The organism is Corynebacterium crudilactis (assembly GCF_001643015.1).
In the GTDB taxonomy this organism is placed as follows: Bacteria; Actinomycetota; Actinomycetes; order Mycobacteriales; family Mycobacteriaceae; genus Corynebacterium; species Corynebacterium crudilactis.
Map to the genome: position 1 here is coordinate 1,289,718 of NZ_CP015622.1, position 21,147 is coordinate 1,310,864.

17 protein-coding genes are annotated in these 21,147 nt (G+C 51.5%); 13 read left to right on the plus strand and 4 right to left on the minus strand.

The window, feature by feature from the left end; translation table 11 throughout:
• Nucleotides 1-85: 85 nt before the first annotated feature.
• Both ccrud_RS06100 and ccrud_RS06105 read right to left on the minus strand, forming a co-directional pair.
• On the minus strand, nt 86-727 hold the full coding sequence (locus ccrud_RS06100; protein ID WP_066565322.1) for a PH domain-containing protein: 642 nt from the start codon (nt 725-727) through the stop codon (nt 86-88).
• 47 nt (nt 728-774) lie between these two features.
• The gene (locus ccrud_RS06105; RefSeq protein ID WP_066565323.1) at nt 775-2,340 is read right to left on the minus strand and encodes a mechanosensitive ion channel family protein; all 1,566 of its coding nucleotides are present in this window, start codon (nt 2,338-2,340) and stop codon (nt 775-777) included.
• A 434-nt stretch (nt 2,341-2,774) separates the two neighbouring features.
• Here ccrud_RS06105 and ccrud_RS06110 point away from each other — a divergent pair, with 434 nt between their 5' ends.
• The 3 genes from ccrud_RS06110 to ilvC all read left to right on the plus strand — a co-directional run bounded on the left by ccrud_RS06110 (nt 2,775) and on the right by ilvC (nt 6,371).
• The gene (locus ccrud_RS06110) at nt 2,775-4,655 is read left to right on the plus strand and encodes an acetolactate synthase large subunit (RefSeq protein WP_066565324.1); all 1,881 of its coding nucleotides are present in this window, start codon (nt 2,775-2,777) and stop codon (nt 4,653-4,655) included.
• Nucleotides 4,656-4,666: 11 nt separating this feature from the next.
• A complete protein-coding gene (gene ilvN / locus ccrud_RS06115; protein ID WP_066565325.1) occupies nt 4,667-5,185 on the plus strand; it encodes an acetolactate synthase small subunit in 519 nt (172 codons plus the stop codon).
• A gap of 169 nt (nt 5,186-5,354) precedes the next feature.
• Nucleotides 5,355-6,371, plus strand: coding sequence for a ketol-acid reductoisomerase (ilvC, locus tag ccrud_RS06120; protein ID WP_066565326.1), 1,017 nt, complete (start codon nt 5,355-5,357; stop codon nt 6,369-6,371).
• Nucleotides 6,372-6,522: 151 nt separating this feature from the next.
• Here ilvC and ccrud_RS15805 read toward each other — a convergent pair whose 3' ends face one another.
• On the minus strand, nt 6,523-6,648 hold the full coding sequence (locus ccrud_RS15805; RefSeq protein WP_281181371.1) for a hypothetical protein: 126 nt from the start codon (nt 6,646-6,648) through the stop codon (nt 6,523-6,525).
• Nucleotides 6,649-6,675: 27 nt separating this feature from the next.
• On the opposite strand from ccrud_RS15805, the gene ccrud_RS06125 reads away from it, so the two are divergent.
• The 6 genes from ccrud_RS06125 (at nt 6,676) to ccrud_RS06150 (ending at nt 15,559) form a co-directional block, all read left to right on the plus strand.
• On the plus strand, nt 6,676-7,524 hold the full coding sequence (locus ccrud_RS06125) for a cation diffusion facilitator family transporter (RefSeq protein WP_245670387.1): 849 nt from the start codon (nt 6,676-6,678) through the stop codon (nt 7,522-7,524).
• A 15-nt stretch (nt 7,525-7,539) separates the two neighbouring features.
• The gene (locus ccrud_RS06130) at nt 7,540-9,357 is read left to right on the plus strand and encodes a GmrSD restriction endonuclease domain-containing protein (RefSeq protein ID WP_066565328.1); all 1,818 of its coding nucleotides are present in this window, start codon (nt 7,540-7,542) and stop codon (nt 9,355-9,357) included.
• Between the two features lie 69 nt (nt 9,358-9,426).
• Entirely contained in the window at nt 9,427-11,172 is a 1,746-nt protein-coding gene (locus ccrud_RS06135) for a cell wall-binding repeat-containing protein (protein ID WP_066565329.1), read from the plus strand.
• A 736-nt stretch (nt 11,173-11,908) separates the two neighbouring features.
• Nucleotides 11,909-13,501 carry a phosphoglycerate dehydrogenase gene (serA, locus tag ccrud_RS06140; protein WP_066565330.1) on the plus strand — a complete coding sequence of 531 codons (1,593 nt, stop codon included), beginning with the start codon at nt 11,909-11,911 and terminating at the stop codon, nt 13,499-13,501.
• 131 nt (nt 13,502-13,632) lie between these two features.
• A complete protein-coding gene (locus ccrud_RS06145; RefSeq protein ID WP_066565331.1) occupies nt 13,633-14,502 on the plus strand; it encodes a YbjN domain-containing protein in 870 nt (289 codons plus the stop codon).
• A gap of 34 nt (nt 14,503-14,536) precedes the next feature.
• Nucleotides 14,537-15,559, plus strand: coding sequence for a 3-isopropylmalate dehydrogenase (locus ccrud_RS06150; protein WP_066565332.1), 1,023 nt, complete (start codon nt 14,537-14,539; stop codon nt 15,557-15,559).
• A 44-nt stretch (nt 15,560-15,603) separates the two neighbouring features.
• On the opposite strand, the gene ccrud_RS06155 is transcribed toward ccrud_RS06150, so the two are convergent.
• Nucleotides 15,604-16,623 carry an ABC transporter substrate-binding protein gene (locus tag ccrud_RS06155; RefSeq protein ID WP_066565333.1) on the minus strand — a complete coding sequence of 340 codons (1,020 nt, stop codon included), beginning with the start codon at nt 16,621-16,623 and terminating at the stop codon, nt 15,604-15,606.
• A 167-nt stretch (nt 16,624-16,790) separates the two neighbouring features.
• Between ccrud_RS06155 and ccrud_RS06160 the strand changes: the two genes are divergently transcribed.
• Genes ccrud_RS06160 through ccrud_RS06175 form a run of 4 tightly spaced genes read left to right on the plus strand, consistent with a single transcriptional unit; the run spans nt 16,791 to nt 20,762 of the window.
• On the plus strand, nt 16,791-18,647 hold the full coding sequence (locus ccrud_RS06160) for a CBS domain-containing protein (protein ID WP_066565334.1): 1,857 nt from the start codon (nt 16,791-16,793) through the stop codon (nt 18,645-18,647).
• Between the two features lie 5 nt (nt 18,648-18,652).
• The gene (locus ccrud_RS06165) at nt 18,653-19,306 is read left to right on the plus strand and encodes an exonuclease domain-containing protein (protein WP_066569626.1); all 654 of its coding nucleotides are present in this window, start codon (nt 18,653-18,655) and stop codon (nt 19,304-19,306) included.
• A 45-nt stretch (nt 19,307-19,351) separates the two neighbouring features.
• Nucleotides 19,352-20,158, plus strand: coding sequence for a fumarylacetoacetate hydrolase family protein (locus tag ccrud_RS06170; RefSeq protein ID WP_066565335.1), 807 nt, complete (start codon nt 19,352-19,354; stop codon nt 20,156-20,158).
• A gap of 1 nt (nt 20,159) precedes the next feature.
• Nucleotides 20,160-20,762, plus strand: a complete 603-nt coding sequence (locus ccrud_RS06175; RefSeq protein ID WP_074025435.1) for a class I SAM-dependent methyltransferase — start codon at nt 20,160-20,162, stop codon at nt 20,760-20,762.
• Nucleotides 20,763-21,147: the final 385 nt, after the last annotated feature.

Sequence of the window (21,147 nt, forward strand, 5' to 3'; positions counted from 1 at the left end):
AGAATCAACGGCACTTTTAAAAACTTGGGTGAGTTTTTACTCGTGCGGAGATGTGGACCTTTGGTTCGGACAACTATTTTAAACTTTAGTGCTGTGACGCGGGGTTATCACGATGTGAGGATTCAGACGCGACTTGTTGTGCCTCTTGAGATACAACACTAGGGGTAGGTGCTGTATTCCCAGAGTCTTGAGAATTCTCATCGAAGTTCAACTGGACTGGTTTACCCAGAGCCTTTTGGCGCTCCAAGTATTCTTCCTTGGTCATCATTACGGAGTAGCCATCTTCCTTCACAACAACAACTTTGCCGTCGGCAGCCTCATGGCTTGCTGTGATCGCATCTGGGATGCGGCCGTAGGAAGCTTTGTCAAGGCGTGGAAGTGAGTTAAAAGTAACGCCTGGAAGGGTGATTTCTTCATCCGAAATGGTGCGGGCAAAAGTGCGAGCACCTTTAAAACCGATTCCGGCGAGTTCTTCCCAGGCGACAAACTTTTTACCTCTGAATGCGTATTGTGCAGCGATGCCATGTTCATCAACCACTGTGGATGATTTAAGAACCCAGTAGATGAAGATGATAGGGAAAGCGAGCAGCCAAAACAGATACTGTGGTGCAGCCCCGATGACCAACAATGAGATCAGTCCAAGGATGATTGCCCCCAAGATGTGGGTGCGTTCTGGGTGAAATTTTTCTGAAAGCTCCACTGATGCCTTTTTTGCGTCTGAACTCATAGTTTCCAATAGTAGTAAAGAAATGGGACCCGTCTGTAATCAGTGTCTTATGGGGTGGACATTGGTGTTGCTGTTTCTTGGGCTGGAGAGGAGGTTTCGGGTGTCTGCGGCGTGGTTTCTGGAACCGTCGTTGATGGTGTGGTTGATGGCTGCTCCTCCGTAGGCTCCTCGGTTTGCTCAGCGGTGCTACGGGGCTGGGAGGTTGCGGTTTCAGGCTGCGTTTCGACGCTTGACTCCACCGTTGGGGACACCGGCACGCTGGGGGAAACTATCGAGCTTGACGGTAGCTGCGTAGGAGTTTCAGAAGTGGTTGTGGTTGATTGCGGAGCGAAGCGGCCAGTGGAATTTTGCCAATTTTCATTAGGTTCAATCATCAACACCTTGGTCAGCGACAACACCATTAATGCAGCAAGCAGTAGGGACGTACTCATGCGGACGCGGCCTCCCAGGGACAAGATCTTTTGCCAACGCTTGGGGTAGAAATCGGTACGGAAAAACTTTTGCAGAGAAGCGTGTTCCTCGGGCGTATCTTCTTCAACGGAAAGCTCCTGTTCCATCACCTCGGAATCAAGACCCTTTTCTGGATTTCCTGGACTGATCACTGTATTAGCAGCGTCATCGTTAGATGATGCTGCTAGCGATGCGACCGTCGCGGCAGCTTCCGGCTTCGGTTCCTGCAAAGCGTTGGGAGAGGCGTCGATAAGCGGATTCTTTTCCTGAACCACGCTGAGGGAATCGATCAGCGTACCGGATGTGGTGGTGGCGCTGCCATATTCTTCCCAAAATTCGCTGATGATTTCGGTGCGGATAGCGCGTTCGACAAGCCATTGATTACCTGCGGTGACCTGGACGAGGAAACGCATGGTCACCATCCAGGGCATGCCAACGACAGAAGGCGGCGTGACATCGATGGCGGGGTGCACATCAAGCTCGCCCAAGATCTCAGGTGCGATTATTTCCTGCGTAAGTGCACGACGAGTCGCAGCTTCAGAACGTGCAATAACATCAGTGATGTTGTCTGAACCAAGCATCGGAATCGGCATGAGCACAACGGCACGCGACCAGCTGTTGGAGTTATTAATGCACACCTTGGCCGTGGAGTTAGGGATGATCACCGTTTGTTGAGCAATCGTGCGGATTTTTGTGGCACGCATGGTGATTTCAATGACAGTGCCTTCAACGATGATGCCGTTGCCTTCGAAGCGCACCCAGTCACCTACACCAAATTGTTTTTCCGTCAGGATGAAAAATCCAGCCAAGAAATCCGCAACGATGGATTGCGCGCCTAGACCAATGGCAGCAGAAGCAATGGTGGCGGGGATGGCGGCACCTGCCAGAGAGAAACCAAAGAGCTGCATCGCTGCAATTGCAAGCATGAAAAATGCCACGATTTGTGCGATATAAAGGCCTACGCCCGCAAAGGCGAGTTGGTTTTTGGTCGTGTCAGTATCGGCGGTGGATTCCACTCGGCGTTTGATAATCCGCATGCCAATCCGGCCGAAACGAGGGATTAAAAAGCCAAGAACCAGGATGATTGCAAGGTCAATGCCTGTATTTGTAATCCAATTCCACAATGAATAAAGAAGGAAAGAGATGCGTTCACCTAAAATCATGAACCCAGGTTAACCCTGAAAATTACAGAGATGCTGTTTGGAATTTGTGAGAACCCTGTTTCCTTGCGAGGTGGGGGAGCAGCTTGGGGGTGAAGGAAAAATGTGCGATGTGGATTTGAAATGACCATGTGTGTACCATGACACACCATGACCATTATTCGACTTGTACTAGTAACCGCGCGGCGCCTGCCGTAACGGCCTTCCAAGTCGTCTCGTCAAGCGCCCTCGACAACACTCACCATAGTGTTGGACCGAGGGCTTTCTTGTTGGATATGACCCGAGTAGCCAACATTGCAACAGACATCTGTCGCACTGCGTGCACACGCATCCGCGTCGGAACAATTTAAAGAAGACGAACCTTTGAAAGAGCTGGATTCAGCTCGATTAAAGCTAGTCCCGTGAAAATCCTTATGTAGTAAAGGAGCCAGAAAGTCGTGAATGTGGCAGCTTCTCAACAGCCCACTCCGGCCACGCTAGCAAGCCGTGGTCGATCCGCCGCACCTGAGCGGATGACAGGTGCACAGGCAATTGTTCGATCGCTCGAGGAGCTTAACGCCGATATTGTATTCGGCATTCCTGGTGGTGCGGTTCTACCTGTATACGATCCGCTATATTCCTCCACAAAGGTGCGTCACGTTCTTGTTCGACACGAGCAAGGTGCTGGACACGCAGCAACTGGCTACGCCCAGGTCACTGGTCGTGTTGGTGTATGTATTGCGACCTCTGGTCCAGGTGCAACCAACTTGGTTACTCCAATCGCAGATGCCAACCTGGATTCCGTTCCAATGGTGGCCATCACCGGTCAGGTCGGCAGTACTTTGCTGGGTACTGATGCTTTCCAGGAAGCGGATATCCGCGGCATCACCATGCCAGTGACCAAGCACAACTTCATGGTCACCAACCCGAATGATATTCCACAGGCATTGGCTGAGGCATTCCACCTTGCCATTACTGGTCGCCCAGGCCCCGTTTTGGTTGATATCCCTAAGGATGTTCAAAACGCTGAACTAGATTTCATCTGGCCTCCAAAGATTGACCTACCGGGCTACCGCCCAGTATCTATTCCGCACGCACGCCAAATCGAACAGGCTGTCAAGCTGATCGGTGAAGCTAAGAAGCCAGTTCTTTATGTCGGCGGCGGCGTTATCAAGGCAGATGCGAATGAAGAGCTTCGTGCATTTGCTGAGCACACTGGAATCCCAGTTGTTACCACCTTGATGGCATTGGGAGCTTTCCCTGAGTCGCATGATCTGCACATGGGCATGCCAGGCATGCACGGCACCGTGTCCGCTGTTGGTGCACTTCAGCGAAGCGATTTGCTGATTGCTATCGGTTCCCGTTTCGATGATCGTGTGACCGGTGAAGTGGATAGCTTCGCCCCTGATGCCAAGATCATTCACGCTGATATTGATCCTGCCGAAATTGGCAAGATCAAGCAGGTTGAGGTGCCAATCGTGGGGGACGCACGCGAGGTTCTTGCTCGTCTGCTGGAAACAGCCAAGGCAACCTCTGCGGAGTCTGAAGATATCTCAGAGTGGGTTGGCTACCTCCAAAACCTCAAGTCACGTTTCCCACGTGGCTACGACGAGCAGCCAGGCGATCTGCTTGCGCCTCAGTTCGTGATTGAGACACTGTCCAAGGAAGTTGGACCGGACGCCATTTACTGTGCCGGTGTTGGCCAGCACCAGATGTGGGCTGCTCAGTTTGTTGATTTTGAAAAGCCGCGCACCTGGCTGAACTCCGGCGGTCTAGGCACCATGGGCTACGCGGTTCCTGCGGCCCTTGGCGCGAAGGCTGGCGCTCCAGATAAGGAAGTTTGGGCAATTGACGGCGATGGCTGTTTCCAGATGACCAACCAGGAACTGACCACTGCAGCAGTGGAAGGTTTCCCCATTAAGATCGCCCTAATTAACAATGGTAACCTGGGTATGGTCCGCCAATGGCAGACCCTATTCTATGAAGGAAGGTACTCAAATACTAAACTTCGTAATCAGGGCGAATACATGCCCGACTTTGTCACCCTTTCTGAGGGACTTGGCTGTGTTGCCATCCGCGTCACCAAAGCGGAGGAAGTACTGCCAGCCATCCAAAAGGCTCGAGAGATCAACGACCGCCCAGTAGTCATCGACTTTATCGTCGGTGAAGACGCGCAGGTGTGGCCAATGGTGTCCGCTGGATCATCTAACACTGATATCCAGTACGCACGAGGCTTGCGCCCGTTCTTTGACGGCGATGAATCAGCTGCAGAAGATCCTGCCGATATTCATCAAGCTGTTAGCGAACCAGATGCCGCCGTTGAATCGACCGAGGCATAAGGAGAAACAAGATGGCTAATACTGACGTCACTCGACACATCTTGTCCGTCCTAGTTCAGGACGTTGACGGAATTATTTCCCGCGTTTCAGGTATGTTTACCCGACGCGCATTCAACCTCGTGTCCCTGGTATCTGCAAAGACCGAGACACATGGCATCAACCGCATCACGGTTGTTGTCGACGCCGACGAGCTCAACATCGAGCAGATCACCAAGCAGCTAAACAAGCTGATCCCGGTGCTCAAAGTCGTGCGACTTGATGAAGAGACCACTATCGCCCGCGCAATCATGCTGGTCAAGGTCTCTGCGGACAGCACCAACCGTCCGCAGATCGTCGACGCCGCGAACATCTTCCGCGCCCGAGTCGTCGACGTGGCTCCAGATTCCGTGGTTATTGAATCCACGGGTACCCCAGGCAAGCTCCGCGCTTTGCTTGATGTGATGGAACCATTCGGAATTCGCGAACTGATCCAATCTGGTCAGATCGCACTCAACCGTGGTCCTAAGACCATGGCTCCGGCAAAGATCTAAACAGCAATCTTGATTGCATCTACTATGTAAGTGTGACCAGTCAAACACTGGCTTGTTGCATGTGTGTGGTAGAACAATAATGTAGTTGTTTGTCCTGTAAACCTTGTTGAGTCTTTACGGGCCAAACATCTTTTCACCAAAATTTTTACGAAAGGCGAGATTTTCTCCCATGGCTATTGAACTGCTTTATGATGCTGACGCTGACCTCTCCTTGATCCAGGGCCGCAAGGTTGCCATTATCGGCTACGGCTCCCAGGGCCACGCACACTCCCAGAACCTTCGTGATTCCGGCGTTGAGGTTGTCATTGGTCTGCGTGAGGGCTCCAAGTCCGCAGAGAAGGCAAAGGAAGCAGGCTTCGAGGTTAAGACCAGCGCTGAGGCTGCAGCTTGGGCTGACGTCATCATGCTTCTGGCTCCAGATACCTCCCAGGCAGAAATCTTCACCAACGACATCGAGCCAAACCTGAACCCAGGCGACGCACTTCTGTTCGGCCACGGTCTGAACATCCACTTCGATCTGATCAAGCCTGCTGATGACATTATCGTTGGCATGGTTGCACCAAAGGGCCCAGGCCACTTGGTTCGTCGTCAGTTCGTTGACGGTAAGGGTGTTCCTTGCCTCATCGCTGTTGACCAGGATCCAACCGGAACCGCTCAGGCTCTGGCACTGTCCTACGCGTCTGCAATCGGCGGCGCTCGTGCAGGCGTTATCCCAACCACCTTCGAAGCTGAGACTGTTACCGACCTCTTCGGTGAGCAGGCTGTTCTTTGTGGTGGCACTGAGGAACTGGTCAAGGTTGGCTTCGAGGTTCTGACCGAAGCTGGCTACGAGCCAGAGATGGCATACTTTGAGGTTCTTCACGAGCTCAAGCTCATCGTTGACCTTATGTTCGAAGGTGGCATCACCAACATGAACTACTCTGTTTCTGACACTGCTGAGTTCGGTGGCTATCTCTCCGGCCCACGCGTTATCGATGCAGACACCAAGTCCCGCATGAAGGACATCCTGACCGATATCCAGGACGGCACCTTCACCAAGCGCCTCATTGCTAACGTTGAGAACGGTAACACCGAGCTTGAGGGTCTTCGCGCATCCTACAACAACCACCCAATCGAAGAGACCGGTGCTAAGCTCCGCGATCTCATGAGCTGGGTCAAGGTTGACGCTCGCGCAGAAACCGCTTAAGTTTCCGCTTGAGTTTTAACTTCGGTTTTAACTAAAAGATGCCCTCCGGATTTTTTGATTCCGGAGGGCATCTTTTTGTTGTGTGTAGATTATGGGGGTCTGTGAACCACACCTTATTTTCAATAAGCTTTCAATAAGGTGAAAAGTGTGCTTAGCTGAACACATGGAAAACCATGATCAACGGCACGGCCATCAACATCATGCACACGGTAGTGAAGGGCCTAGCGATGGCAGCCATGCCGGACATAGCCATGATGGTGATGGCGGGCTGGGCCATTCTCATGCGCCTAGTTCTCTCAAAGCCTTGCTGGCTGTCATTGTTTTCACTTCCGTCATCTTCTTTGCAGAATTAATTGCGGGCCTTATTTCTGGCTCTTTGGCTTTGCTGGCAGATGCCATGCATATGCTGTCCGATTCCACGGGGTTGATTATCGCGGCGATCGCCATGCTGATTGGCCGCCGACCTCGGAGCACCCGTGCCACCTATGGCTATAAACGCACGGAAGTGCTGGCTGCAATGCTTAACGCAACAGTTGTTTCTGCGCTGTCTGTATGGATCGTTATTGAGGCCATCATGCGTTTGGGTAAAGATGTAGAGATCCAAACTGACCTGATGCTGATTGTTGCAGTCATTGGCTTTGTCACCAACGGTATTTCAGCATTGGTGTTGATGCGTCACCAAGATGGCAATATTAATATGCGCGGAGCTTTCCTCCATGTTCTCAGTGACATGCTGGGCTCTGTTGCCGTGATTATTGCTGGTTTGGTTATTCGCTACACCGGATGGATGCCGGCGGATACTATTGCCTCCATTGCTATCGCAGCAATTATTATTCCGCGCGCCGTCAGTCTCCTCAAAGAAGCTCTTAATATTTTGCTGGAGAGGGTTCCGGCACATGCTGAACCTGCCAAGGTTGATGAAGCACTGCGAACGATTCCTGGTGTCAGTGATGTTCACGATCTCCATATTTGGAGTATTGATGGAAAAGAAATCTTAGCCACAGTGCATTTAGTGGTGGAATCTTCTTCTACGCAGCTGTATAGCTGTGGTGTGTTGGATCGGGCAGAAGCGGAACTATCCAAACTTGGGATCTTCCACTCAACGATTCAATTGGAAAGCGTAGATCACAGTGATCATGAGAGTGTGTGCTGATATAGAGTGTGAGCCATGGGGTTTTCCACACCAAGCTATCCGCTAAATGATCTGTTCGCCCGCATTGACCGAGGCGATATCCAACTTCCCGATTTTCAACGGGATTACGCTTGGGATGTTGATCGCATTCGAAGCCTAATAATTACCGTTCTACGGGGTTTTCCAGTGGGTGTTCTGATGGCACTAGACACCCGTGGAGAAGAGATGCGCTTTAGGCCACGCGCGTTGTCTGGAGCGCCGGATACCGGCAAGGATCCAGGATTATTGCTTCTCGACGGTCAACAGCGCCTCACCACTCTTTATCATTGCTTCAGTGGCGATGGCTATGTGAATACGGTGGATTTCCGATCAAAGAAAGTCATCCGGAAGTTTTATATCGATGTGGCCAAGGCCGTTGAATCTCCGGTTATGTCTGATGAGGCAGTATTTTCTGTTGATGAAAGTGGCCAAATCATCTCGCACTTTGGACCCGTCGTGGAAGGTGGCATCGTTGATTTAACTACCGCGCTGGAAAATGGTTGCCTACCAGTCTCCGTGTTGTTGGATGATCAAGGTACTGACCTTCTCTTTGATCTGGCAGATGTTGCAGGCGAGGGAGCTCGTGAACATGCAAAGCGCTTCCAATCGCAAATTGTGAAAACTTTGAGCAGCTATGACATTCCCATGATTCGCCTTGATCGTGAAACTGCGAAGGGCGGAGTGGGTTCAATCTTCGCCCAGGCCAATAGCTCTGGGCTGCAAATGGATGTCTTTGATTTGCTGACAGCTGTGTTTGCCGCTGATGAAACTGCGGGTACGGAATTTTCCCTCCGTGAAGATTGGGGGCGCATTGATCGTCATCTGCGCCAGCACTCCGCTTTAGATGGCATTGGCAGCACGGAATTTCTTACCGCAGTTGCGTTGTTGGTGAGTGCTCGTAAAGGCCATGCCTCGGGTTATCGCGAAGATATTCTCAATTTGACCTTGGCTGAGTATATTCCTGCAGCAGATGAAATACTTGAAGGCTTTGATGAAGCTGCGGAATTTTTACGTCAACGCTGCATTCTGAGTGTGGATCAGGTTCCGTATACCGCTCAGATTGTTCCATTAGCTGTGATTCTTACGTTGTTGGAATCGCAAGACTTGGCTAGTGCACGTTCGTGGGATCGTCTTAACCAGTGGTTCTGGAGCGGCGTATTAGGAGAGCTGTATGGCTCACCTGCAGTGATTGCTCGATCCGGCCGTGATACCGATCAGGTGGCTGCATGGATTCGTGAAGGCATCGGTGAAACTGCGGTGGTGCCAAAAACTATTCGGGACACGGTATTCCACGAGTCCAGGCTGCTGAGTGCAACAGAGGGCACAGGCGTGTGGAAAGGTATCTTTGCCTTGCTGATGGGCAGGGGAGCGCGTGACTGGCGGACTGGCCAGCAGTTTGATCGCTGGACTTTTGATGAGCTGGGATGTAATTTTCACCAGATTTTCCCTACCAAATGGTGCAAGGAACGCGGCATTGATCCAGTGCTGACCGAATCTGTTCTCAACCGCACACCAATGGGACGCCGTACCGAAGTAGTTATTGGTGATACTCCTCCATCACGGTATCTATCACGTGTGCAGTCCAAATCCCTCATGGGTGATGAGGAATTCGATCGAATGCTGGATACACACCTGTTGAGTGCTGAGGATTTGCATAGTTCCAATACCACGCATTTCTTTGCGGATCGCCGTACTAATTTCATCGCAATGGTTGAAGACGCGATCGGTAAAACAGTGGTGAGAGATGTTAACGAAGCTGATCTGACCGGTGGGCATGATGGCCCGGATGCCTTTGAAGATACCGCGGAGGAATAGTAACTAGCGAAGTCGGTTAGGATTGTCCAAAACGATAGTTACCTGAAAATCCAAGGGAAGGGCATCCATTTGGCACGTCTAAAGTCTCCTGTACAGCGCATTATTGCGTCAACTACAACAGCTGTAGTTGTATTGAGCCTGGTTTCCTGTTCTGCGGATGCAGACCGTGAAGGCGCCATGGGCGCTGCGGAGGTAGCCACGGAGGGCGCGTCGATAAGCGAGTCTGCCAGTGATTCTCCATACCGTGAGGCGCATACAGAGAATGTGGCGCGCGTGGTGGCGGAGAAGTTTCCAAGCACACCGACTGTGATCGGTGATGCGGGCTATTCCGGAATCGCTGCCAGCAAGATGTTTTTCGATAGCTCGGACACCGTAGTTGTTTCCGGATCGGGTATTGCGAATGAACTGCGCGCTGCGTCCATTGGCGTGGTCGCACATGCGCCTGTATTGCATGCACCGGGCACTAATGATGCTGAAGTGATTGCAGAGATTGACCGCCTCGGCGCCTCCACGGTGCTGCTGGTCGGTGCTGCGCTGCCGAATTTTGATGAAAATGAAAAAGCCACCAAAATAATTCAAGATAACGGCACTGAAGAAGGGCTCGCGCACTTGACTGCATTGCAATTTGAGACACAGAACGTCGATGATGTTTCAGACCTTGCCCGCTCCACAGCCAGCTTGAATGCTGATGCACAGACTTTGCTGGTGCCATCCTGGGAATCAGTAACGCCTATGTCCAATGACGCAAAGGTGGAGGCTTTTCCCATCCACACCAAACGCGATGGTGAGATGGCTCCCATCGTGATCGCCAGCCCAGAAAGTGGCATTTCTGCAGTTGCTACAGCACGTGCCTATGGTGCAGATATCCGATTCATGGATTACCCCGACCCACGCCTTAACTCTGAGACCATGAAAATGGTTGCAGGCCTTGCAGATCGCCCACTTTTGGCCTTGGGCGAACAATTCGGCACCGGTGAATTGCTTGCTGAAAAAATCGAACGTGGCGAAGAAATAACCACCGAACTTCCAGGCGGTGGTGGCTTGGTTTTCCCAGGACGTCGCATGGTAGCGCTCTACGGACATCCATCTGGACCAGCACTGGGCGCAATGGGCGAACAACCCGCAGCTGAAGCAGTAGCTCGAGTCACGGAATTAGCCCAGCAATACCAGCCTTTTGACGATCAACCAGTGATCCCAGCATTTGAAGTAATCGCCACCGTAGCCTCTGAATATCCAGGTGAGGACGGCAATTACTCCAATGAATTCGCAGAAGAAGATCTGCTGGAATACGTCGATGCCATCACCAACGCTGGCGGTTACGCCGTACTAGATTTACAACCTGGTCGTGCCAATTTCCTGGAACAAGCCAAAAGGTATGAAAACCTACTCAAGCGCCCCAATGTTGGATTAGCACTAGACCCAGAATGGAAAATTGGGCCTGATGAACAACCAATGATGCGCGTAGGCTCCGCCGAAGCTGCAGAAATCAATGAAGTATCACAGTGGTTAGCTGATTTAGTTGCAGAGAATAAGCTGCCACAAAAAGCATTTGTCCTGCACCAATTCCAAACCCAAATGCTCCAAAACAGAGAGCAAATTGATACCTCTCATCCAGAGCTAGCTTTTGTATTACATGCAGATGGACATGGTGCTCCAGGTGATAAATATGCCACCTGGAATATGCTGCGCGAAGGGCTAAGCCCAGATTTCTTCATGGCTTGGAAGAATTTCTATGATGAAGATTTCCCAACCTTCACCCCGCAACAAACCTATGAAGAGATTGATCCTCGTCCATGGTTTGTGTCCTATCAGTAATTTCTCTGCGGGGTTTCCAGGTAATGCTTGAGCGTTTATATGCTGGGGCTCCCTGCCTGTCAGGATTTAGACCCCGTCCTGGCCATTAAGAGCGCGTTGGCTGGGGGAGTTCCCACGAACCAGACTGGGCGACCAAAGGCTACGGATTTTTCAGTAGTCTTGGTCGCCCAGTCTAGTTTCCGAATTCTGGCACCAGACCAGGCGACCAAATGTTCATAGATTGAGAGACTCTCGGTCACCTAGTCTGGTTGGTGAATGGTTCGTGGGAAATCTCGCCTCAAGCCCAGAAAAAATGACCCTCCAGAATCGTATTTAAGAGCCTTACGCCCCTGGATCCGCACATATGCTCATATCAGGTTTTTAGCCTCTTAAATCGCCACTGGGAAGGGTTCGTCTTGGGCACTGCGGATTCCAAATTTTCCGAGATGAGATGAGAGAGTACGGAGGGTGGACCGGAGTGCGGACGGGAATGAAAGTGACGCACTAGAATCCCGGGGAAGTATCCAGTAAATAAAATTCGGGGGAAGTATGCCTGGGGAAATAAGTACTTTTTGCGTGGTGAGACACTTTTGGGGGTAAATCTCACACCATGAATCACTGGGTTGTATGACTTAACCGAGGGGGTTGGGTTTAGAATGTTTTTAGTCGCACGCCAAAACCCGGCGTGGACACGTCTGCAGCCGACGCGGTCGTGCCTGTTGTAGGCGGACATTCCTAGTTTTTCCAGGAGTAACTTGTGAGCCAGAATGGCCGTCCGGTAGTCCTCATCGCCGATAAGCTTGCGCAGTCCACTGTTGACGCGCTTGGAGATGCAGTAGAAGTCCGTTGGGTTGACGGACCTAACCGCCCAGAACTGCTTGAAGCAGTCAAGGAAGCTGACGCACTTCTCGTGCGTTCTGCAACCACCGTCGATGCAGAAGTCATCGCCGCTGCCCCTAACTTGAAGATCGTCGGTCGTGCCGGCGTGGGCCTGGACAACGTTGACATCCCTGCTGCCACCGAAGCTGGCGTCATGGTTGCTAACGCACCGACCTCAAACATTCACTCCGCTTGTGAGCACGCAGTTTCTTTGCTGCTCTCCACTGCACGTCAAATCCCTGCAGCAGATGCAACTCTGCGCCAGGGTGCGTGGAAGCGTTCTTCTTTCAACGGTGTGGAAATCTTCGGAAAAACTGTTGGAATCGTCGGTTTCGGCCACATTGGTCAGCTGTTCGCACAGCGCCTTGCAGCTTTTGAGACCACCATCGTTGCTTATGATCCTTACGCAAACCCAGCACGTGCAGCTCAGCTGAATGTGGAATTGGTTGAGCTGGATGAGCTGATGAGCCGTTCCGATTTTGTGACTATTCACCTTCCAAAGACCAAGGAAACTGCTGGCATGTTCAATGCTGAGCTCCTTGCTAAGTCCAAGAAGGGTCAGATCATCATCAACGCTGCACGTGGCGGTCTTGTCGATGAGCAGGCATTGGCAGATGCTATCGAGTCCGGTCATATCCGTGGCGCTGGCTTCGATGTGTACTCCACCGAGCCTTGCACCGATTCACCACTGTTCAAGCTGCCACAGGTAGTTGTTACCCCTCACCTGGGTGCATCCACTGAGGAGGCACAGGATCGTGCTGGTACTGACGTCGCTGATTCCGTGCTTAAAGCACTTGCTGGCGAATTCGTTGCAGACGCTGTGAACGTTTCCGGTGGCCGCGTAGGCGAAGAAGTTGCACTGTGGATGGAACTGTCCCGCAAGCTTGGCCTTCTGGCTGGCAAGCTTGTCGACGCGGCTCCTGTCGCCATTGAGGTCGAAGCACGTGGCGAGCTCTCCTCTGAGCAGGTCGACGCACTTGCACTGTCTGCAGTTCGTGGTCTGTTCTCCGGAATCATTGAAGAGTCTGTCACCTTCGTTAACGCACCTCGCATTGCTGAAGAGCGTGGCCTTGAGGTCACTGTGAAGACCAACTCTGAGTCTGTCACTCACCGTTCCGTACTTCAGGTCAAGGTCATCACCGGCGAAGGCGCAAGCGCTACCGTCGTGGGTGCGTTGACTGGTCTTGAGCGTGTTGAGAAGATTACTCGTATCAACGGCCGTGGTCTGGATCTGCGTGCAGAGGGTCTGAACCTCTTCTTGCAGTACGCTGATGCTCCTGGCGCACTGGGAACTGTTGGTACCAAGCTTGGTGCTGCTGGCATCAACATTGAGGCTGCCGCACTGACTCAGGCTGGAGACGCCGATGGTGCAGTTCTGATCTTGCGCGTTGAGTCTGCTGTTCCAGAAGCTCTGGAAGCAGAAATCAACCTTGAGCTCGGCGCTGTTTCTTTCCAGGTTAACTTGGATTAATCCAGCTTTTTACAACCGCCTTTCTACTTTGGGATGACCACCGGAGTGGAAAGGCGGTTTTTGCTATTTTTCGGTGTGGAAGCAGGTAGATTAGGAGAAGCTATTTCCCCTATGAAAGGTCTTTTATCATCATGCTTCCAGCAACGCTGTCTACTGTGCTGACTTCTGCGGGACTTGAGCCACACGTGCACAATGATTCCATTGTGGTTGATACTCCTCATTTTAAATTGACCTTTGAGTGGAATGAATGGCTCCGCGCAACAGCCACGTGGGTGGGGGAGCTGAGTGCAGCGGATTATGTGCGTTCTATCGTGGCGATCAACTCCGCCCTTGATGCTTGCGTAGCTCCGAAAATGGTGTTGGATGCTCCTGGCGGATTAACTGGGGTGCTCAAGGCGGATAAGGGAGCCGTGGAAGCGCATGCAATTCAGGCGGTGCCTATTGGTGAGGGGCTGAGCGAGTCACAGGTGGCAGGTTTTGTGGCTGCAGCTTTCGATGGCGCGATTGAGCTCACGCGGGAATTCCATGCGCTCTATCCGGAGCGCTCACCGCGTCAGCGCGGCGCCCTGCTAAATATTAAGCTTGTCGACGCCACCTCCCACACTCAGGTAACCCCCGTGCGAGTGGCTAACTGGTTCATGGATCAAGGCGTGGAAGAGGTTCCTTATGACGCTGCTTCAGGCCTGATTAGTTTTGAGCTGGGGGATACGCCAGTGGACGTGATGTTGAATGATCCAGAGTTGTTGAAGATCCAAGCGGTGGTGACATCCGATCGGAGTGTAGAGGCAACCGAAGTGTTGCATTTGTGTAATCGGGCAAACCTGGATTCAGATCATTCCACGATTTTTATGCGTTTGGACGGTGATGATGTGAACTTTGTGGCCACTGTTGCTGTCCCTATTCGTGCTGGTCTTAACGATTTACAGTTGAGTCAAGCCCTGCAAAATGGGGTAGTGGGCGTGGTGGGACAAGTAACTGCAGTGATTAATCAGCTACACTAGTGAAGTCCATATAGTGAGAAGGGAATCCCACAACATGAAACTTGCTGTTATTGGTGGAGACGGAATCGGCCCAGAGGTTACTGCAGAAGCCCTCAAGGTCTTAAACGCTGTCCGCGACGACATTGAGACCACTGATTATGATCTTGGCGCCCGCCGTTACCTCAACAACGGCGAGCTACTTACCGATGAGGATCTTGCATCACTGCGCGAGCATGACGCTATTCTCCTTGGTGCAATTGGTGCGCCAGGTGCTGTTCCTCCAGGAATCCTCGAGCGTGGTTTGTTGCTCAAGATGCGCTTTGCACTTGATCATCACGTAAACCTGCGCCCATCCAAGCTGTATGAAGGCGTGGAGTCTCCACTGCGTAACCCCGGCAAGATTGATTTCGTGGTTGTCCGCGAAGGCACCGAAGGTGCATACACCGGCAACGGTGGCGCAATCCGCGTGGGCACCCCTCATGAAATTGCCAATGAAACCTCCGTCAACACCCGTTACGGAGCAGAGCGAGTTATTCGCTACGCTTTCGATTTGGCTCAAAGCCGCCGCAAGAAGCTTACCCTTGTGCACAAGACCAATGTGTTGGTTCACGGTGGCGGCCTCTGGCAGCGCACTGTTGATGAGGTAGCAAAGGAATACCCAGAGGTGGCTGTTGATTACAACCACATCGATGCAGCAACCATTTACCTGGTTACTGACCCTTCCCGTTTTGATGTGATTGTGACCGATAACCTCTTCGGCGATATTCTTACTGATGAAGCAGGTGCTGTCTCTGGCGGTATTGGTTTGGCTGCATCCGGTAATATTGATGCCACTGCCACCAACCCATCCATGTTTGAGCCAGTCCACGGTTCTGCGCCTGATATTGCTGGACAGGGCATTGCGGATCCAACCGCAGCTATTTTGTCCGGAGCAATGCTGCTGCGTCACCTCGGTGATGAAGACAATGCAGTGCGCATTGAAAGGGTAATTGCTGCCGATGTTGCTGGCCGTGACAATTCTCAGCCAATTTCTACCACTGACGTAGGCGACCGCATCGTCAAGGCTCTTCAGGGCTAAAACTCAGTATTAGAAAGCCCTCCTTAATTTATTGAGGAGGGCTTTTAGTCTCGAAAATAAGGATTGAACTCATTGGTATAGACCTGGCTGAGATCCACTGCGTTAACGTGAAGTTTTTGTTCAGCCCACTCTGACCAGATCTGGAAATCTTCCGCATCCATTAAGCCGCCGGTGGTAGTCACGCCAGAGCTTTGCCACCCTGTAAAGGCGGGGATCCGGGAAGCTTGACCAATATCTTCGAGGTAATCGCTATAAACCTCACGTACTTCCATAGAGGTGTGAGTTTGTTCGAACTCAAGTGCACGTGCGATTCCATTTACTAGGGTCTCTACTACTTCTGGATCGGAATCAATAAGGCTTTGTTTCACCACGACGCTTCCGGTGTTGCGGTGTCCAATAATATCCACATCTTCAGCTAAGGCAGTGAACTGGTCTAAAGCAAGCGCTCGCTGTTTAATATTATCGTTTACCCAAATCGCATCCACCTGCCCTTGAAATAGTCTCTGTTCGATAACATCTACTGGAATAGGGCGAAGTCGGATGCTGGCTATTTCTGCGGCGGTGAGACCAGCTTGTTCAAAATATAGTTCTAGAACTGCGCTTCCCAGTGCGCCTACATTGTTCATTCCTATCTTTTTCCCCACAAGATCTTTCACGCTCATGATGTCTTCGTCTTTGCGCACTAGCAATGCGGAGGTGGTGTTTCCTGCGGTTCCGGAACATGCTGCAACTGCGGTGATGGGGAAACCCGAGTTGACCTCGGTGATGATTAATCCATTGAAAGGAATGATGGAAAAATCAGTGCGATCATTTTTCATAGATTCAATGGCATCGATGCCACCTTGGGCTCTGCCGACACTGTGCAATTTAATATTCTCTAAATAACCGAGAGCATCTGCTAATTCAACCACGTTGAGGTCAAAGCCGGAGGTTTCGTATCGCAGAATTTTCGTATCTTGTGTATATGTTTTTGGGGGATTCGGGGCGCACGAACTCACCACTACAATGCTTAATAAAGTAGCTAAAGTACGAATGAAAGTGGTGTGAAATGATCGTCGGCGCATGATAGTAGAGGAAACTTTCAGATTCAAAACTACTGTGAATGGATTGAGTTTATAAAATCAGACCTATTAATAAAATACAGTACCGAATTTTTGACTTCTTATGAGGTAAATTTCACTGCGTTTCCTATTCGGGCGAAAGTCAGCAGTTTTTCTTTTATGGTTAAGTGATGTCGGTTGAACTCGAAGAAATCCGAGATTTCTTAGCAGGATTTGAACCTTTTGCTCAGCTCCCAGATGAAGAGCTTGATCAAGTCCCAGGAAAAATGAGCATGCGATATTTCCGGCGGGGTGAAGAAATCGTACCCATCGGTGTGCCTAATCATTTCATGGGCGTGATTAGATCCGGAGCAATTGATGTTCTGGATGAAGAAGATGTTTTGCTTGATCGCCGTGATGCAGGCAGATCTTTTGGGTATTCCACAATGGGTGCTGAGAGCACGTCCCAATACCGCATGGTTGCCGTTGAAGATTCTTTGGTGCTGAGACTCTCGCGTGAAGATTTTGATCAGTTAGCCAAGCGAAATCCTGATCTTAATCGTTATTATTCCAGCTGGTCAAAGCGTATTCGTGCGGCTGCTGATCAATTGCGCCAAGAGTCCAGCACAAAAGTGTTGCGCACTAAATTGGGCGAGTTCAAGATCGCCAATCCAATTTCTTGCAGTCCAGAAACCGCCATTATGGATGCGGCGAAGAAGATGGATGAGCATGGAGTTTCTTCGTTATTGGTGCAAACTAACGGAAAACTCAAAGGCATTGTGACAGATCGGGATATGCGCAGCCGGGTGGTGGCTAAGAATTTGGATATCCAGCGGCCCGTGTCAGATGTGATGACGGTAGATCCACGGTGTGCAACATCTCAAGGGTTGGCCTTTGAAGCAATGCTGCTTATGTCGGAGTTGCGCATTCACCATTTGCCAATTGTAGATGATGGCAAAATCTCCGGAATTGTCACGGCTGCGGATATTATGCGATTACTGCGTCACGATCCGATTTATTTAACTGCTGATCTTTCCCGAAAAAACACTGTGGAAGAGTTGGCCAATACGTTCCAATCTGCGGCAGAAGTGGCATCGCGGTTTATTGATCGGGGAGCCTCCTCCGAAGAGGTCAGTAGCTTGCTTACTGTGGCTGCGGATTCTTTGGCCAGGAGATTGTTGGTCTTGGCGGAGAAAAAATTTGGCGAGCCTCCGGTGCCATATTGCTTTGTGGTGGTCGGCTCCCAGGGGCGCAAAGAGTTGGGGTTAGCCTCTGATCAGGACAATGCGCTTGTGTTGCACAATTCTTATGATCAGCGCGAGCACGGGCAGTACTTTGCCGCGTTGGCAGAATTTGTGTGTCAAGGATTGGATCGGGCTGGTCAAGTGCTGTGCCCGGGAGACATGATGGCATCTAATCCCGAATGGCGTAAAACCACGGATCAGTGGATTTCTACATTCCACTCGTGGATCACAGCACCAGAACCAGATGCGCTGCTTCATGTACAGACTTTCTTCGATTTCCGTGGCATTTATGGGGATATCGAGATGGCACAGCAAGTGCATCAAAGTGCTGTCAATATGGCCAGGGGCGCGCGTCGAATGCATGCTCATCTGGCAAGTCTTGCCGCTAGAAGGGATCCTCCGCTGGGATTTTTCCGTGGTCTTGTGGTGGAACGCTCCGGTGAATATGGCGCCACCTTGGATGTGAAAAAGGGCGGTACCGCAGGCATCGTGCAGATGGCCAGGCTGTATTCTTTGGCTACCGGAAGTGATGCCATCGGCACCCGCGAACGTCTAACAGCCGCAGCTGGACACGGGCAGGTGTCCAAACGAGGTGCGCAGGATCTTTTGGATGCTTTTGATTTCTTATCCTCGATTGCGTTCCGCCATCAAACACAGCTGATCAAAGTGGGGGAGATACCCAATTATCATATTGATCCAAAGACGTTGGGCAAGATGGATCGAGAACATTTGCGTGATGCTTTTTCCATCATTAAGGACATGCAATCAGCGTTGGCTACCAAGTACCCCGTGAGGAATATCTAGTGTTACTGGGGCGTCGAAAAGCGAAAATACGGCGCGCAACTGGCGCATTGCAGGAGTTTTACCAAGTGCCGCGGCCGGAGGCGTCGACAAGCATAAAAGACCTGAAATTGCTGGCCGTGGATGTGGAAACTACGGGCCTGAAGCCGCGCGAGCATCAGATCGTCTCGATCGGATGGGTGCCAATTAACGGCGATGTGATCGATTTAAGCGGTGCTGGATACGCGGTCATTCACGGCAATGAGGGTTTTTCCGTGGGCTCATCCGCGGTGATTCACCAGCTCACCGACGATGAAATCGCCGCCGGCATCAGCATGGAGGACGCGCTGACCCAACTGCTGGCAGCGCTTCAAGGACGCGCCATGCTGGCGCATTTTTCCCCCATCGAGCGCGATTTTATTTCGGCCGCATGCCTCAAACATTTCGGAACGCTTCTCGACGTCCCCCTCGTGGATACCTTCGCCATGGAACGCCGCCATATGGAGCGCATGTCCACCTACCCACGCGGTGAAGACCTCCGCCTGGCACGCGTTCGCCAACGGTATGGACTTCCCAATTATTCCAACCACCAAGCCCTGACCGATGCTCTTGCCTGCGCCGAAGTGTATTTGGTGCAGATCGCTCACCTGCGCGCACAATTCCTCAAAGACATTTGGGAGTAGGGGTCATCGTGCAGGACCCCACCCGAACCGCGTAACATAACGATCATGCGTTTTGGACGAATTGCCACCCCAGATGGAATGTGTTTTTGCTCTATTGAAGGCGAAGGAGATGATGTAGCCAACCTCACCGCGCGTGAGATTGAAGGCACCCCCTTCACCGAACCAAAGTTCACCGGCCGTGAGTGGCCGCTGAAGGACGTGCGCCTGCTTGCACCAATGTTGCCAAGCAAGGTTGTTGCGATTGGCCGTAACTACGCCGATCACGTTGCTGAGGTGTTCAAAGAGTCCGCAGACTCCCTGCCACCAACCTTGTTCCTGAAGCCACCAACATCTGTTACCGGTCCAGAGTCCCCAATCCGTATCCCTTCCTTTGCAACCAAGGTTGAGTTCGAAGGCGAGCTCGCAGTTGTTATCGGCAAGCCTTGCAAGAACGTCAAGGCAGCGGACTGGAAGTCTGTCGTTTTGGGCTTCACCATCATTAACGATGTCTCCTCCCGTGACCTTCAGTTCGCTGATGGACAGTGGGCACGCGCCAAGGGTATCGACACCTTCGGCCCAATCGGACCTTGGATCCAAACCGATATCAACTCCATCGATCTGGACAACCTCCCAATCAAGGCACGCCTGACCCGCGACGGCGAAACCACCCTGAAGCAGGACTCCAACTCAAACCAGATGATCATGAAGATGGGTGAAATCATTGAATTCATCACCGCATCCATGACCCTGCTGCCAGGCGATGTCATTGCAACCGGATCTCCAGCAGGAACCGAGGCAATGGTCGAAGGCGATTACATCGAAATTGAAATCCCGGGCATCGGTAAGCTCGGAAACCCAATCGTGAATGTCTAATATGAGCCACGAACACGAACACCAGCATCGGCCACACGACCAAGTCACTCCAGAATCCATGGAGCACCAATACACCTCCGCAGAGCAAATCTGGAGCGGCAACCCCAACCAAGCACTTGTTGCCTACCTGGGAACACACCCTGCACCACATGGAACTGCACTCGATATCGGATGCGGCGAAGGCGCAGACCTCGTGTGGCTTGCAGCCCAAGGATTTGAGACCACCGGCATTGACTTTGCGCCCACCGCAGTCACGCGAGCAAAGCACAACGCCCCTGATTCGGAAGTCCTGTTGGTAGCATTCACCGAATTTTCCATTGAATCTGGCCGTCAATTTGACGTAGTCAGCTGCTCATATGGCCAAATTCCAGCCAATGACATCTCCGTCGGACACCTGGAAAACCTCGTTGCACCAGGCGGCACCCTGCTGTTTACTCACCATGACTTTGACTCAGAATCCGCAGCCACCCCAAAATGGCTCGCAGAACACCTGAGCTCAAACTTCACGGTAGAAGTACTGGAATCTTTTGAACGTGACATAAAAACCGGAGCCGGCGCACACCACCATGTGGATATTGTGCTCAAGGCGAAGAAGGTTTCTTAAGCTTTAGGTTTCGTTGAAGTATTAGCCCCGCAAGGCATTGGCTTTGTGGGGCTGTTGCTTTGCCTGGGGGTCTCTGGTGGGCTATTTAAGAGTTTTAGGGATCTTAAGTTCGATATCGCAAGGTCAATTTCTTATCCTCAATTTCGCATTACCGAGATCAGTCGGATTTTGGGCAAAAGTGACCGGTCTCGAGGATATGAAATCGGTAATGCGAAATCGAAGTCAAAGGGCTTCTTGAGCACTGGGAGTGTTTCTGAGTCTTAGAGCCCTAGAGTTCGACTTCACGGGAGCGACTTCGCATGCTCAACTTCTCAACAACGACTTCACTACAGAAATCTGGAAAATGATACTGAAGTCGAAGGTGAGAAAGCCACACATGCGAAGT